The organism is Leeuwenhoekiella marinoflava DSM 3653, assembly GCF_900129005.1.
GTDB classification, from domain to species: Bacteria; Bacteroidota; Bacteroidia; order Flavobacteriales; family Flavobacteriaceae; genus Leeuwenhoekiella; species Leeuwenhoekiella marinoflava.
In genome coordinates this window covers 79,278-95,007 of record NZ_FQUN01000012.1, presented here as the reverse complement: position 1 = coordinate 95,007, position 15,730 = coordinate 79,278, and the positions used below count along the sequence as shown (strand labels likewise).

The following is a 15,730-nucleotide window of genomic DNA, read 5'->3' as shown; positions in this document are numbered from 1 at the left end:
GATTATTAAGTTATTGAGTTATTTGAAAAAATTTACTCCCACTTAGAGTGCCGGCCGAGACCCTAAGTCGAAACCGGGGTATCGAGAATGTCACTTCGAGTGTTTGATTGAGGCCAAAAGCCGAAAGCAAATGTATCGAGAAGCCTGGAAAACGACGAACATCCTAACTCCTAAGACTTCTCGATACACCTGAAGCTCCGCTATCGCTCTGCTTCAGCCACTCGAAGTGACAAATATTATTTAAATCGCTTTTTAGCCAAATTCGGCAACTTTTCATATTCTCCATTGATTAAAGCCTCTTTCTTTGCCTGTGACCAATTTTTAATCCTTTTCTCAAACTCAATTGCTAAATCTGGCTCTGTAAACTCACAATAATAAACCAATTCAATTGGCCTTCTGCTATACGTATAGGAATTTTTATACTTCCCGGATTGATGTTGTTCAATCCGCCCCCAAAGATCAGAAGTAATGCCGGTATAATAGGTTTTATCCCGACACCTTAGAATATAAACGCTATAAACTTTCATACAAACCGCAACTAATCTTTAAAAAACATCAATGAAAAATCTAAATCGAGAAGCGTCACTTCGAGTGTTTGATTGAGGCCAAAAGCCGAAAGCAAATGTATCGAGAAGCTTGTTGAACTAAAAAACATCCGAACTCCTAAGACTTCTCGATACACCTGAAGCTCCGCTATCGCTCTGCTTCAGCCACTCGAAGTGACACCTTAAAGATCCCGAAATTGCTTCTGATGGTCTATTTGCCAAAAAGCTTTGGTTCTTAGCGCTTCCAGAAATCCGGAGGCAGCTGTTTTGGTGCTTTTTGCTCCTTTTGGATTTACGTTTAGTGCTTTCGCAGAAGCGATCCCTTTTAAAATAGCTGCTTTAGTATTATCCACGTGAATAATGCTATCAGTGTACAAATCGCGGTTTTCCTGGCGCCTGCCCACATTTACCGTAGGAATACCCAGATAGGGAGCCTCGTGAATTCCGGCACTGCTGTTTCCTATTAAAAAGGCTGCGTTTTTGAGCAAAGTAATGAAGTACTCAAACCGCAACGAGGGAAAAAGCCGGAATCGCGGATGCCCTTCAAATTGGCGATACGCCTCCAAAATAGCCGAAGAACCCAGGTCATTATTGGGATAGATCACCACATAGTTTTGATCATCTTCCAGGAGCACTTGCACGAAATCACCTGCATGGGTTACAGTTTCCTGATGCGCGGTGGTCACCGAATGAAATAAGACTAGCGCATAGTTTTCAAACGGAATGTCGTAGTAAGCTTTTGCGGTTTCTAAAGCCGGTAAGCTATCACTAAAAAGCACATCGAGATCAGCCGAACCGATGTTAAAAATACTGCTCTCGAGTTCGCCCATTTGCAGCAAACGTTTGGCTGCCGTCTCGTGAGATACAAAATGAATATGACTCAATTTACTCACCGAATGCCGAATGAGTTCATCTACGGTCCCCGAAAGTTCGCCTCCTTCGATATGACCTACCAAAATATTGTTTAAAGAACCTACAATTCCACCGGCCAGAGCTTCCACCCGATCGCCGTGAACCACAATCAAATCAGGTTTAACGGCTTTAACAAAGGCTGAAAAACCTTCGATAGTCTTAGCCAAAGTAAGATCCATCGTGGCTTCTGAGGTATGATTGGGAAAACGGTGTATGTTATGCAAACCGGCCTTTTCGATCTCAATAACGGTTAGGCCGTATTGCTCCAGCAAGTGCATGCCCGTAGCAAAAATACAATACTCAAATTCCGGCGCATCACTTACCGCCTGAATCAGGGATTTCAGTTTCCCAAAATCTGCCCGCGTACCGCTGAGGAAGGCTATTTTTTTCAAAATTATTTTTATAAAAATAGTAGTTCAAATAATGTTTAAAACCTGAGCTAAAAAACTATCTACAATGTTACTTCAGTTTGATTGAGCCGGCAAACCGAAAACAAATGAATCGCGAAGTGTCACTTCGAGTAATTTTTGAGAACCTGAGTTCGAAAAGATTGTATCGAGAAGTCTGGTGAACGAGAAACATTCTAACACAAAAGACTTCTCGATACGTCTGAAGCTCCACTATCGCTATGCTCCAGCCACTCGAAGTGACATTATTTAAATAGCTTTTTAGCCAAATTGGGTAGCTTTTCATATTCTCCATTTATCAAAGCTTCTTTCTTTGCTTGCGACCAATTTTTAATCCTCTTCTCAAACCCAATTGCTAAATCGGGCTCTGTAAATTCACAATAATAAACCAGTTCAATCGGCCTTCTGCTATGCGTATAGGAATTTTTATACTTCCCGGATTGATGCTGTTCAATCCGCTCCCAAAGATCAGAGGTTATACCGGTGTAATAGGTTTTATCCCTGCATTTAAGGATGTAGACACTATAAATTTTCATATAACCAGCAACTAATCTTTAAAAAAAACACCAATGAAAGATCCAAATCCAAAAATACAATGTTTCGAGAATGCCACTTCGGTGTTTAATTGAGGCTACAAGCCGAAAGCAAATGTATCGAGAAGTGTCACTTCGAGTAATTTTTGAGAACCTGAGTTCGAAAAGATTGTATCGAGAAGTCTGGTGAACGAGAAACATTCTAACACAAAAGACTTCTCGATACACCTGAAGCTTCGCTGCCGCTATGCTTCAGTCACTCGAAGTGACAGTCAATATTTAATATCATCGTGCTTTAACTGTTCATCCTCAGCAATAGCTCTTGCTGCTTTTTTTCCCAGGATATCTTCAAACTGTTCAGCCAAAATCTCACCGGTTCCCGGACGCTTTACCCAAATATTTGCTTCGCTAAAAACCTCACCTTCCTGGATTGGCGCGATGGTACAAACAGTTGCAAATGCAAAATCGATGGTGACCTGTTCTTCCTGAGCCGGCGCTTTTACGCCCCCACGCATAAGCCAGATTTCCTTACTCGACTGAATGAGTTCGGTGCAAGCTTTCTCGTCCATACTGCAAACAATATCCGGTCCGGTACGCTGCATATGATCGGTAAAATGCCGCTCTAAAATAGAAGCTCCTAAAGCTACTGCTCCCAAACAAGCGTTGTTGTTCAAGGTATGATCTGATAAGCCAAAAGGCACATCGGGAAAGGCCTGATGCAGTTGAGTCATCGCACCCAAACGCACTAAATGAGTGGGGGTTGGATATAAATTAGTGGTGTGCAGCAAAGCGAAAGGTGTACCGGCATGCTTAAAAATCTGCACGGCCTTAGAGATACTTTCAATCGTATTCATCCCGGTGCTGAGAATAACCGGCTTCCCAAAACCTGCGATGTGCTTGAGTAAGGGATAATTATTGCATTCACCCGAACCGATTTTATAGGCCGAAACATGCATAGCCTGAAGCCGGTTTGCGGCTGCACGCGAAAAAGGTGTTGAGATAAATAGCATTCCTTTTTCTTCGACGTACTTTTTAAGCGCAATCTCATCGGCTTCATCAAGCGCGCAACGCTGCATAATCTCGTAAATAGAAACAGCTGCATTCCCCGGAATCACTTTCTTTGCAGCACCGCTCATTTCATCTTCTACAATATGCGTTTGGTGTTTGACCACTTCAGCTCCTGCCCGGTGCGCAGCATCAACCAGTTCTTTAGCCACTTGCAGAGAACCTTCGTGATTAATCCCTATTTCGGCGATGACCAGTGGTGGGTAATCCGGTCCTATCTTACGGTTTTCAATTTGGATGTATGGGTTCAAGGTGGTCGTTCTTATTTTTAATTATATTAACCTGTCACTTCGATTTCTTTGATTGAGGCTACAAGCAGAAAGCAAATGTATCAAAAATGTCAGTTCGAGTGATTCTTGAGCGCCCTAGCGTGAAAGAATTGTATCGAGAACCCTCACAAACAACAAACATCCTAACTCCTAAGACTTCTCCATACACCTGAAGCTCCGCTAAAGCTATGCTTCAGCCACTCGAAGTGACAATTTCGAAGTAACCTTATTTAAAATACTTCAAATACAACTCCGCCCTCTTAAAATCCGCTTCGGTATCAATGTCAATTTCTGCAAAAGGATGATCCACAATTAAAGGATAATTTTTTTCTCCCAAAAGTTTACCCTGATTTAATAATTCCGTTTTAAAAATATAAAGCAAACCGTTCTCATAATATAGTGGTTCAAGATCCTGACTGCGCTGACCCATTTTATAATTGTATGGGGTAAAACAATTATTAGAAATAGTTCCCAGTTTACGCTCATTTCGGGAAACGGTCATCAGACTATCACAATCTTCACGTTCAAAAGTCGCGATGGCTTCTTTAAGAAGACCTTTGGGCCTCAACGGATTTGTGGGTTGCAATAAAATAACCGCTTTAAACTTCTTTTTCAGTTGATTTACCGCATGTTGCAAAGCTGTAACTACCGGTTCTTCGTTGCCTGCTAAAGCATCGGGCCGTTTAATGACTTTAACACCACCTACTTGTTCTGCATATTGAAGAACCTTTTCATCATTTGAACTAACTACAATATGCTCAAATCCTTCTTCCTGAGCATAGGTCATGCTATGACCAACAAGCGGCTTATCTCCTAATTGCCGCAAATTTTTTCCGGGAAGTCTTTGCGAACCGGCCCGCGCGGGGATTATAACAAGGTAGGTTTTCATTTAAAAAGCTTTTGACCTTTACCGGTAATCATCAAACTTGAAAGCCCTAAACTCACTTTACTCCAGCTTTTAAGTGTCTCAAAATTTAGAGACCCTAATTTTAACAGTACTTTCAAAATGGATTTCGTTGTTTTTAAATCTTTATGAACGAGGGGTATCATTTTTCGCAATTCAGCAGTATAAAATCTCCTGAGCGAGGGAGACAACCTGCCTTCCGATTGCAACCTCTTAATGAAAGAAATCAGCGCACGAACTCGGGATTGCGTAATTTTAAAGTTCCCCTGCTTATATATGTTCTCTGAAATACTCGCACTGTGTTTTAAGTATGTGGTTAAATAATAATTAATGACTAGCATTACTGGATTGCTCAACAATACACGTTGAAAAAAGTCCCGGTCCTGCCCACCTAAAAGCTGTTCATCAAAAACTAGATTATGTTTATCCAAAAAGGATTTGGTATACATAGGGTCTGGCAAATACCAGGATATTTTACGGGTGATAAAGTCCTCGAGCAGATTAGACGTTAACTGTGTGCGCTGCTCTAAAACTTCCGTTTGATCTTTCACATAATAGATTTTCGTTTTTGACAAAACGATATCTGTTTCCGTATCAAAAGCGGCAAGCTTCTTATGAATAAAATCCGGCTCCATCAAATCATCAGAATCAAACCAATTGATAAATCTTCCCGTAGCATGTTCAAAACCAAAATTACGACAGGCGTTGGCACCCTTGGGTCGGTTATTAGGACGTATCAAAACTTTAAATCGCGAATCTCCTTTTTCAAAATCTTTTAAGATTTGAAGAGACTTATCGGTACTGTGATCGTCAACAAGTAAACACTCCCAATTGCGATAGGTTTGAGCCTTTATCGAATCGAGTGTACCTTTTAGATGAGCTTCCCGGTTGTAAACAGGGATAATTATAGAAACTATCGGTTTAATTTGAGCTTAATTTTGGATTCCAAAAAACAGGTGCTTGAGACAGTGATAAATAGGCGTTAAGTTTTTCGTTAGAAAAACGTATGTCCAGCTTTTGTCGACGGCGTCTATTTTGAATTAACGCTAATCCGGCCTTGCATATACTCATCAGAATACTGAATTCGCCTTTTAAAAATTTCAGTCTGAACTGTTCCTTGATAGAATACATAATTTTAAACCAGGCTTTTTGTTTGGGATAAAAAATCAAATAGTTACTCCAGGCAGCCTGCAAAGCCCATTGGGTTCTTAAGCTGGTTTCTTCAGCGCTCTTTTTTCGATTCTTTAGTGATACCCGATGATGAACGAGCACTTTTGGAAAATAGAAAACCATTTGTTCTGCCCTAAATAATTTCATTGCGGCATAGTCCTCTTCTCCATAGAAATGATACCACTCGGGGTAAGACGTTATAAAGTTATCCCAAGAACTTTTACGCATCAGGTGAGCACCTCCCAGAAAATTACTTACCTGATAGGTATTCTCAGACGTTTTTTGACTCGCCGGCTTTTGCAGGCCCCAAAAAAGCCTAAACGATAAAACAGCACAGTTGAGATTCTCCTGCATAAACGACATTGCTTTTTCTAATTCTTCAGGATTTAAAAAGTGCGCGTCATCATCCAGGGAAAGAACGTATTCTGTAGGAGCGGCTTGCATCAATTGATTTCGATTGGCTATCAAGCCCTTATTTACTGTATTCTGAAATATGTTTATCTCCGGATATTCACTCGAGATGTATTCAAAAGTGCTGTCTGTAGATGCGTCATCCCAAATGTAAATACCCTCATCAGCAATGACTTCTCGCAAGGCATTCAAAGTAAAAATCAACTCCTGTTTACGGTTAAAAGTGGTTATTAATATACTTATCTCTTTGGAGTTAAGCAGAGGCATTTAGGAGATTTTGAATTTGTTTATTGAGATACGCTGATGAAAAATAGTCCTGTAAATCGGCACGATTTAAATGCCAGGATTCTGCCTTTGTATTTTTCCATTTGAGGTAGAGCTCAGAGAGAATTCTGGCGATCTGTTTGGAATCGTCTGCCTCACTTTGCCAGGTGTAATCTTCCCCGAGCAGCCCTCGCACTTCACTTTTTTTTGGACTTAAAGCTAAAATAGGCTTATCTACCATCACACAATGAGCCATCTTGGCCGGTAAAAACGGACTATAATCTGTATCACTTGCTTCAATAATTAGGTTTACAGATGCGGCTTGTTGTAACGCCAAAGATTCAGCATAGGAAACGCCCGGGTGATAGATGAACTGCGCAACGGGTTCAAATGAGTTTATCAATTCTTTATAATTGCTGGCGGGGCCTACTAAATAAATATAGACATCCCCTCTTGCTTCCTGATGATTATCCAAAAATTGTTGAAAACCCAGAAGCAGACCTTGGGGAGATCTTCCGCCAATTAAATTCCCCGTATGAAGGATGTTGAACGCATTTTCCTTAAAAAAAGAAGGCAGTGAAACCTCTGCAATCTCGTTATCGTATTGATGTGGAATGATCACCGATTTTTCTTTAAACCCGGGATAAAACCCTGTCATATGCTCTGCCAGAAAACGTGACGGAAAGCCTGCATATCTACAATGGGCAGCTACCTTTTGAAAAAAATGATCTTTCTGCTTTGCCCCCTTAGGAACAAAGGTATAGGGTTTAGGGTAATGTTGAAAAGGATATGGATCGTGAACGTAAGCCAACCATTTCTCGTGCCACTCAGGTAATTGTAATAGTGCATAATGGGGTCGAAAACTCTCCCCCTTACTTAGGGTTATGACTAAATCAAAATTGTGAACATTAAAGCTTTTAATCTTTTTTACAAAAGATTTAGTATCGTTGAAGAATGCAAAACTAAATCCAAAGATATTCTCTAAAAAGACCGACCAGTTCACACCCAGATTACGATGTACAGTACGCTGAATCCCACCGAGTATATAGTATAAATTGCTTCTCCGTTGTTCTGCTAAAAAGCAGATCGCTCCTTCTATTTGAATCTCATCCTGAGTATAGTGAATAACACTTACCACATAGCCAGAAGCAACAAGACTTTTAATAAAGGCAACATTAGCCTTAGAACCACTGCTATCTTCCGGATTAACGGAATCAGTAACAACTAAAACTTTGTTCGCCATCCTTTTTTCATTTTTAAAAAAAAGCCTACTACTCCGCTAAAATTATATAAAAACCAAAGTCTTATTGTATTGACAGCATTCAAAGCAGATTTTCTCATTATCGCTTGATAAAGAGACTTCTCCTTTTTAACAACAGCCTTCCAAACAAAAAATTTTGCCGAAGTATAATTCATTTTATTACTCTCTATCAAATTATCTATACATATTTGATAGGCTCTGATAAGACTCTCTGTATACTTTAGATTTCCATTAAAGAAGGCTGCTGTGTTACTGTGCTCGTGTTTCCTATTATAATAAAGTTCAACATTTATTCTCCCTCCCTTTCTCTCTTTGATTAATAGCCGAGAATAGAACTCAAGTTCTTCGGCATAATACAAACCTTCTTTAAACCTCTCACCTTGAAGGGCTGTTTTTCTCCACATGACCGAGCAACTAGCTAAGGGTATTATATTATCTAAAACATCTATTAGTCTTTTATCTGAAACATCATCAATTCGCTTGAATTCTCGAATATCACTAAACCTTTTTATGTAATTGTTAAATGGTTTTATCTTATAATGTATAAAATCTAAATTATTACTATCAAACGCCTTAGTACATATTTCAAGGTTTTGAGGATGTAGAATATCATCATCATCGACAAACAGAATAAACTTCGATTTTAAGTCCTTGGCTAAATCTAAACCGTAATTTCGCGTGGCTGAAAGTCCTTTAATATAAGTGGAAGGTTTCTCGAAATATAAAAATCGAGAATCTGTTTTAATAAATTGATTTACCACCAACTCAGTATCATCAATTGAATTATCATCTGTAATTAAACATTCAAAATTACGGTAGGTTTGATTCTTAATAGACTCTAAAGTTTCCAGAATTAAATGAGCCCTATTAAATGTGGCTAAAAGAATGGTAACTTTAGAGCTTTTATTAGATTCCAAACTACTGACTTAATTTTAAAATTTGACGCCAATACGATGGTCCAAGATGTTGTAATGCAAAGAATGAAGCTTTGATAGTTCCAAATTCCTTTTGCTGCACACAGGCTTTAAGTAAGTTATAGCGTTTAACACGAAGTGTTTTTGAAACCTGTTTTTTTGAAAAGGGATGTTTACACTTCTCAAGTTGTTCAAAAAATGCAAGTCCGGCTTTGAGTTGTTCCATGCTTGAAACTCTTGTAGGCCAAATGTAAGAAAGCACCACTTCATTAGGATATCGCATTTGATCGCAGTCAAACAACCTAAACATACGCAACATACTCTGTTGTGCACTCACAACCTGTTTTTGATTCTGGACTTTAGAAATTTGATTGCTATGTACCCGATAAATTAACAAAGGTTCATTTAAGTTGGCTAACTGTACTCCTGCTGCCGCCAAAAGAGTAAACAAATCATAATCTTCCGCCGGCTCTTTTAAAGGGTCGTATTTAAACTGTTTGAATAGGTCAGTCCGCCCCATTATACTGGGGTGAATCAGGGAACTGCCTAAAAGTAGATGGGCCTGTATTGCTTTAGGTTCGGTTGGATAATTAAATTTTAGACTGCTACCCTCTACTACTGCATCGGTTCCGCAAATCGCAATATGCGAATTTTGTTCTAAAAAGTAGATCTGCTTTTCAAAGCGCTGTGGTAAACTTATATCGTCTGCATCCATTCGAGCGATATAGGCACCGCGCGCCTGATCAATAGCCCAGTTTAAACTTTCGGTATACCCGGAATTCACTTTTTTCTTATAAAGGATAATCCGGGGATCTTGAAAACTTTCAATGATTGAAACACTATTATCCGTAGAACAATCATCAATGATTAAAAGTTCAAAATCAGGTTCCGTTTGATCAAGAATACTCTGTATGCTTTCGGCGATAAAAGCTTCAGCATTGTAGACCGGTAATAAGACACTGATTTTAGGAGACAAAATGTATCAGTTTAGTATTAATCCCTAGTGTCAATTCTCCCTGCTCTAAAATACTATAACCTCGTTTTCGAAGCGTCTCATAGATTGGAGTACGTATATTAAACTCATCGTGAATCTCAATAACCAGCACCTTTGTCCTATCTAAAAAATCCTGATTTACCTGACTATCAAAAATAAAACGCTCAGCACCTTCAATATCAATTTTTAAAAGATCAAAGAATCCGGTTCCTTCATTTAGGAGTTCCTGGAGTGTGATGCCCGGAATTGTTCCAGTGGTGCTTTCCTGGGTTGTTTTTGCCCAGTCTGCACCATCACGCATGGATTTCCCTATGTCAAAACGTTTTCCCTGTTCTGCACTTAAAGCTTTTTGCAAGGGTTTAATAGTTCCAAAATTTTCCACATTTTTCAGAAGCATTTTAAAATTTTGAGGCTCTGGTTCTAAAGAATAAATTACACTAAGGGGGTAACGTTCTGCAAAAAAACGCGATGTAAGACCAATATTAGCTCCTGCATCAATAATAGTTATAGGTTCACCCGCTTGGAAGTTAAGCTCCAATGCGGTACAAGCCGTCTCATATTCCGTTTCAAATATCACCTGGCGCAAAACGTCATAATCACTGCTAGGCCGGTTTCTGATAAAAAATGGATTGGTGTAGTTTTTAAGTTCAAGCCTGTAAAGCGCTTCCTGTTCTTTAAGTTTTGCCTTACTTACAAACGAGCTTCTTTGTAAATCGTACTGCAGGCGTTTTTGAGGACTGCCTTTGAATATCAGGTTATAAAGCTTACGAAAACTTTTTTCCAAAACACTGAACTTAAATGAGAAAATGCAACAAAATTCTAATACGAATTTAGATAAAAATCCTTTTAAGAATATTAAGACTAGTCCGAAAACTATATTTGTAGCTTATAAGAGAAGGATTTAAGAATAATAGTCGTAATACCTGCATTCTTTTTGCCTTATTAATTAATAAACTTCTTAAGACCTTGATGTAATATTCTTTGAACATACTCATATCCAATTCACTAAATTCAATCCATTTTTTAAAATCTAATTCAGCCTCTTTTCGAACGCTAAAAAAGTAATCCCAATCCCAATGTGATTGCCTTTGAAATTGAAAGAGTATTTTCTGTGTATCAACTCTAAACATCACGAAATTGCTCAAAACCACCTTTAAATTTTTCTCAAATTTCTTTTGTGCGACTTCATTCAGCCCTATTTCCGTAGTCAAACTATTTTTATGAACTCTATAACTATAGAGTACTTCTGAAGTATGTTTAAATTTAAAGTGATTTGCAGCTCTTACCCAAAAATCATAATCCTCAATACCATGTAAATCCTCATTATAATTAAATTTTTGAAATACTTCCTTTCTATACAAGAAGCTAGCCCCAATTCCATTTTCAAAGGGCAAAAGAATTACCGGACTGACTTTGTAAACTCTAATATGTTTACTTTGATCATTAATTACATTAAAATTAGAATATACTACGTCTTCGCCACTAGTTTCTAAAACCTTCACTAAACGCTCTAAAAAATCACTATGAAGTGTATTATCATCTGAAGTCCAGGTTAAATACTCCCCTTGCGCCATCCGGTGACCAACATTAAGCGAGGCGGGTAATTTTAAGTTATGTTTGTTTGTAATTATTTTGATCCTGGAATCCTGCAACCTAAAAAATTCAAGCAATTTTGGTGTATGGTCTGTTGAACAATCATCTACAACAATCAATTCGAAATCTATAAAAGTTTGATTCAATATACTTGCTATTGCCTCTTCGATATAAGCCTGTCCATTATAAGTGGGCAATATGATTGAAACTTTAGGCATCGGTTTATAAATGACGCTTAATGATTGTGCTTAAATCCCTTACGTACGATTCCTTAGTAAAGCTTTTGATATATTCCCGATTTTTAAGCCCATGTTGATCGCGGATGGATGGATGATTTAATAACTCTGACATTTTACCAATTAAATGTTCTCTGTTATTGGATATAAGATACGGACTTTCTTTAAGTAAGTATTTACAGCCGGGGTGATCACTTGCTATAACAGGTAATCCATAAAGCATATATTCCATCACTGCATTAGGCATGCCTTCTATTTCTGAAATTAATAGCCCCACATCCAAACTACTCAAAACCTCCTCTATTGATTCCTGAGATAGCAAACGCACTTTCTGTTCTAAACCTTCTTCACGAATAGATTTTTCCAGCGCATCATATTTAATTCGGGTATATCTTGATGACTCCCTGTTCCCGGTAAATATCAAAAATGCGTCTTCGAAATTTTCGCTTACTTTTTTAAAAGCTTCCAAAATGAGTTCGTGCTTTTTGTCTTCCCTGTAATGGGCCACCATTCCAAAAACTAGGGCGTCTTGAGGTATATTAAATTTGTTACGGATTTCCTTTTTATCAAAATAAAGATATTCCATCGTTAGATATTGAGGGAGAATGTATGATTTTTCCTTATCAAGCCCATAGTGCCTTTTGTATAACTCCAATCCAGTTTGTGAGTTGGCTATGACTGCCGGCACAGCTCTTGATGCATATTTTTCAAACAACTCATCAGGTTTAAAAACATCGAGACCCAATTGATGCCAAAACGTAAACTTAACAGTTGGTAAAACTTTATACAGATAAAAGGCAACTTTAGATGGAAAGTTTAAAAATGGAAATATATAATCAAATCCATAGGGTTTAAGTAATTTTCTATAACCCCAAATGTACTTGAAACTCCATACCAGTCGCTTCAGGTTACGATAGCTTAGTTCTTTCCAACACACCAAATAAGGAGCGTGTGTATGGAAAATGTGTCTGATATGGCAAGCTTTGGCAAATTGCTTAAAATCGGGCTGCAGTTCATCGCTAAACGTAAGCAAAAGAGACACTTCACACTGGTATTCTTCTGTCAAAAATTTAGCTAATCCCAGGCCTTGGCGTTCTGCGCCTCCAAGACTTCCGTAGTGCATTACGAACAATAACCTTTTACCTTGAAAAATTTGCTTATCTAACAAATAAAAATTTTAAGAGATTAATAATTTTTCGCTTCAAAATACTATACATTGAATCTTGAACAATTATTTCTTCAAAAAATGGTTTTAGGTCTTGAAGATATTCTGGCTTTTTTAATTTAAGTTCTCGATAAAAACTTTTTAAATTCCAGAGTACAAATTCTTTTTGACGTTCTTCAAGTGCTATGTCTAAATGAGTGTCTATTAACTTCCAACTTAATAAGCCCCTTCTTACCGAATCAAGATTACCAAAAGAGCTTAGATTATTTTCTGTCCTTGTCCGGTACCAAGCAATTGACTCAGAAGAAAAAATGATTTGCTTCGTATGGCTGAGTATTCTCATAATAAACTCGCCATCATCATTCAAACTTAAATTTTCATTCCAAGGACCTGCAATTTCTATTAATGATTTTGGAATTAGATAGGCATTAGGCGGAAAATATCCATAATCCTTTATTAAGGCATTTAAAAAATCTGGAATAGAATTAAAATTATCGTAGCTCGATAGGTTTTCGTGTAATAAATATTCATCAAAATCAATACGACCCCATTTACAAATCGACACTACGTTAGAGCTATATAACTTTATTAAATCAATCTGAAATTTTAGCTTGAAAGGCGCTAGTATGTCATCTGCATCTAGATACTGAATAAATGTCATTGTAGAGAATTTCAAACCTATATTTCTGCAAGTGCTTGCCCCTTTTATTCTATCATCAGGCCTTTTATATAATTTAAAATTTGATTTTGATTTTATAAACCCCTTTACAATATGGAAAGAATTATCTGTTGAACCATCATCTACTATAATACATTCCCAATCCTTAAAAACTTGATTTTGAACAGATATTAAAGTATCTAAAACATACTTCTCTTTATTATAAAGCGGTATAATTATACTTACTCCCAAAAGAATTGAAATAAATAAAGTTTAAATCTTATTCAATAAAATATATCCTCGTCTAAATATTTTATAGCTAATAAATGCCACAAAAGATAGAAGCTTCTTTTGAATACTAAAACCTGAATCTTTTAATATAAATTTCTGGAAAATTAATTTCGATTTATCAAGCTGTAGTGTATAGGTGAAATATTTAAAATTATCTATTAAATAATTTCTTAAATACTCTCTATCCTGATTATTGAGGAATATCTCATTATTAGAATACACTAAAATCCTTGCTAGACAATAATTCCAATCTCTATCTTCTTGATTGTAAGAACTGGATATACTACCATTGTGTTGTCTCAAGTAAATCAAAGGCTCATTGACTACTGCGTAATTACCAAATCTATTTAAAATTCGACAATAAAACTCCCACTCTTGTGCAGCCTGCAATTCTTCATTAAATAAACTGTAAAATTTTTTAAGTAAATTCCTATTCCATAATGGTGAAGAGGTAAGCCATATAATTTCAAGTCGTAGATAGGATGAAAAATTATTTGCACTTTTCAGCTCAAATTCGGGTATATCTAACTCCTTATGCTTTTTACTATCAAATCTAAGAGCATTACAAACACAAAAGTCAAATTCACTTTTATTAAGCAGGTTTAATTGTTTCTCCAACTTAGTATTTACCATCAAATCATCGCTATCGAACCATTGAATATATTCACCATTACTCAACTCAAACCCATAATTCCGGCACGCATTAGCGCCTTTTGGTCGATCATTTGGTCGATCATTTGGTCGATGATGGTATTGAAATCTGGAATCTTTTTCAACATACCCAGCCAGTACTTTATCTGTCTCATCCGTACTCCCATCATCTACAACAATACACTCCCAATTCGTATAGGTCTGTGCCAAAACAGAGTCTAAAGTTTCCCCGATCAAATGCGCCCGGTTATAGGTGGGGATGATGATAGAGACTAAAGGCTGTTCGTGCATAATTTGAAAATATTATACATCAATTTAAATAGCTTATTGTTGATGGGGAATTGGGTTGATTATCGCATACATCCGTGAATATGATAAAGCCAATCCTGATTAGTATAAAATTTTGGCAGCGATAAAACTTCATTCATCAATAGTATACCCGCCACATAACTAAACCGTAGCTACTCCGTAGCAAAGGCGTAATTAAAGCGTAGATAAAGCGTATTAAGCCCAAACCAAAAAGAATATTGATTCCGGCAAATCCGGCAGAATCGGCAAAATCGGCAGGAATGACCACTCCCAATTGCCTCACCCTAAAAAGCAACTTAATTTCGGCTTTATAAATTCGTTTTAAGCGCTGCATCCCTAAAGGGTTTAGATCAGCATCTACAAATTAGAAATGCAGTAACAAAACAAGGACAACTAAAACATGTATAACGTAATCAAACTACTATGGCTACACTCAAAGGCTTGATCAAAATAGAAGGCACCCTCGACGGCTTAACCTTCTACAAAGGAAAAAACGGTTACTTCATTCGCACCAAAGGCGGGATCAGTAAAGAACGTATTCAAAAGGACCCGGCATTCATCCGTACCCGGGAGAACGCCAACGAATTTGGTCTGGCTGCAACCGCAGGTAAAATACTGCGATATGCGCTTTCAACTCTCATTCGCAATGCTAAAGACAACACCCTGCCTTCCCGACTCATGAGCAAAATGATGCTGATTAAAAATCAGGATACCACTTCATCCAGAGGACAACGCAATCCTGCAGTGGGCTTAACCACTCCCGAAGGCAAACGTCTCCTTCAGGATTTTGATTTTAATGGCAATGCGATTCTCACTCAGGTCCTTCGCGCGGACTATTCGGTGAATGTAACCACAGGTGAGATCCGTATTCCCGGTTTTGTTCCCGGAACCCAACTGAATGCTCCTCCGGGTGCTACCCACGTCACTTTAAAGTCGGCATTGTTGAATGTAGACTTCACCACTGAAGCCCGTGATCTCAAGCTCAGCGATCCCCTCAACCTACGCATCAACGCAACACCCAAAGAAGTCGCCCTAGCCCCGATTGCCGTTACCGGTACAGGGGTCACGATGATTCTTTTACAACTTTCCTTCTTTCAGGAAATAAACGGAGTACAGTATCCCCTTAACAACGGGGCGTTCAATACACTCAATATTTTGCGTGTGGTTTAATTTTTTTA

The 15,730-nt window shown here is 37.9% G+C and carries 17 protein-coding genes; 1 reads left to right on the top strand and 16 read right to left on the bottom strand.

Going from position 1 to position 15,730, the window contains the following annotated elements:
- Positions 1–236: 236 nt before the first annotated feature.
- From BUB91_RS12100 to BUB91_RS12025, 16 genes are all read right to left on the bottom strand, one after another.
- Positions 237–527 carry a GIY-YIG nuclease family protein gene (locus tag BUB91_RS12100; protein ID WP_073099520.1) on the bottom strand — a complete coding sequence of 97 codons (291 nt, stop codon included), beginning with the start codon at positions 525–527 and terminating at the stop codon, positions 237–239.
- A gap of 200 nt (positions 528–727) precedes the next feature.
- Positions 728–1,852, bottom strand: a complete 1,125-nt coding sequence (gene neuC, locus BUB91_RS12095; protein ID WP_073099519.1) for a UDP-N-acetylglucosamine 2-epimerase — start codon at positions 1,850–1,852, stop codon at positions 728–730.
- Positions 1,853–2,109: 257 nt separating this feature from the next.
- Entirely contained in the window at positions 2,110–2,400 is a 291-nt protein-coding gene (locus tag BUB91_RS12090) for a GIY-YIG nuclease family protein (RefSeq protein ID WP_073099518.1), read from the bottom strand.
- Between the two features lie 269 nt (positions 2,401–2,669).
- Positions 2,670–3,713: an N-acetylneuraminate synthase gene (gene neuB, locus BUB91_RS12085; protein WP_073099517.1), complete on the bottom strand. Its 1,044-nt coding sequence runs from the start codon at positions 3,711–3,713 to the stop codon at positions 2,670–2,672.
- 244 nt (positions 3,714–3,957) lie between these two features.
- On the bottom strand, positions 3,958–4,620 hold the full coding sequence (locus tag BUB91_RS12080; RefSeq protein WP_073099514.1) for an acylneuraminate cytidylyltransferase family protein: 663 nt from the start codon (positions 4,618–4,620) through the stop codon (positions 3,958–3,960).
- Positions 4,617–5,537, bottom strand: coding sequence for a glycosyltransferase family 2 protein (locus BUB91_RS12075; RefSeq protein WP_262490548.1), 921 nt, complete (start codon positions 5,535–5,537; stop codon positions 4,617–4,619). The genes BUB91_RS12080 and BUB91_RS12075 overlap by 4 nt, the downstream gene beginning before the upstream one ends.
- 19 nt (positions 5,538–5,556) lie before the next feature.
- The gene (locus BUB91_RS12070; RefSeq protein ID WP_073099510.1) at positions 5,557–6,483 is read right to left on the bottom strand and encodes a glycosyltransferase family 2 protein; all 927 of its coding nucleotides are present in this window, start codon (positions 6,481–6,483) and stop codon (positions 5,557–5,559) included.
- Positions 6,470–7,723 (bottom strand): glycosyltransferase family protein, encoded by a 1,254-nt coding sequence (locus BUB91_RS12065; protein WP_073099508.1) that lies wholly within the window; start codon positions 7,721–7,723, stop codon positions 6,470–6,472. The genes BUB91_RS12070 and BUB91_RS12065 overlap by 14 nt, the downstream gene beginning before the upstream one ends.
- The gene (locus BUB91_RS12060) at positions 7,705–8,658 is read right to left on the bottom strand and encodes a glycosyltransferase family 2 protein (protein ID WP_073099505.1); all 954 of its coding nucleotides are present in this window, start codon (positions 8,656–8,658) and stop codon (positions 7,705–7,707) included. The genes BUB91_RS12065 and BUB91_RS12060 overlap by 19 nt, the downstream gene beginning before the upstream one ends.
- 1 nt (position 8,659) lies before the next feature.
- Positions 8,660–9,631 carry a glycosyltransferase family 2 protein gene (locus BUB91_RS12055; RefSeq protein ID WP_073099503.1) on the bottom strand — a complete coding sequence of 324 codons (972 nt, stop codon included), beginning with the start codon at positions 9,629–9,631 and terminating at the stop codon, positions 8,660–8,662.
- The gene (locus BUB91_RS12050) at positions 9,621–10,433 is read right to left on the bottom strand and encodes an FkbM family methyltransferase (protein ID WP_073099501.1); all 813 of its coding nucleotides are present in this window, start codon (positions 10,431–10,433) and stop codon (positions 9,621–9,623) included. The genes BUB91_RS12055 and BUB91_RS12050 overlap by 11 nt, the downstream gene beginning before the upstream one ends.
- 46 nt (positions 10,434–10,479) lie before the next feature.
- On the bottom strand, positions 10,480–11,460 hold the full coding sequence (locus tag BUB91_RS12045; protein WP_073099500.1) for a glycosyltransferase family 2 protein: 981 nt from the start codon (positions 11,458–11,460) through the stop codon (positions 10,480–10,482).
- 4 nt (positions 11,461–11,464) lie between these two features.
- Complete coding sequence (locus tag BUB91_RS12040) at positions 11,465–12,601, bottom strand: glycosyltransferase (RefSeq protein ID WP_128759387.1); 1,137 nt, start codon at positions 12,599–12,601, stop codon at positions 11,465–11,467.
- Positions 12,602–12,635: 34 nt separating this feature from the next.
- Entirely contained in the window at positions 12,636–13,553 is a 918-nt protein-coding gene (locus BUB91_RS12035; RefSeq protein WP_073099496.1) for a glycosyltransferase family 2 protein, read from the bottom strand.
- A 21-nt stretch (positions 13,554–13,574) separates the two neighbouring features.
- Entirely contained in the window at positions 13,575–14,534 is a 960-nt protein-coding gene (locus tag BUB91_RS12030; protein WP_073099494.1) for a glycosyltransferase family 2 protein, read from the bottom strand.
- 136 nt (positions 14,535–14,670) lie between these two features.
- Positions 14,671–14,886, bottom strand: coding sequence for a hypothetical protein (locus tag BUB91_RS12025; protein ID WP_073099493.1), 216 nt, complete (start codon positions 14,884–14,886; stop codon positions 14,671–14,673).
- An 89-nt stretch (positions 14,887–14,975) separates the two neighbouring features.
- Here BUB91_RS12025 and BUB91_RS12020 point away from each other — a divergent pair, with 89 nt between their 5' ends.
- Positions 14,976–15,722, top strand: a complete 747-nt coding sequence (locus tag BUB91_RS12020) for a hypothetical protein (protein ID WP_073099492.1) — start codon at positions 14,976–14,978, stop codon at positions 15,720–15,722.
- The last annotated feature ends 8 nt before the right edge of the window (positions 15,723–15,730 follow it).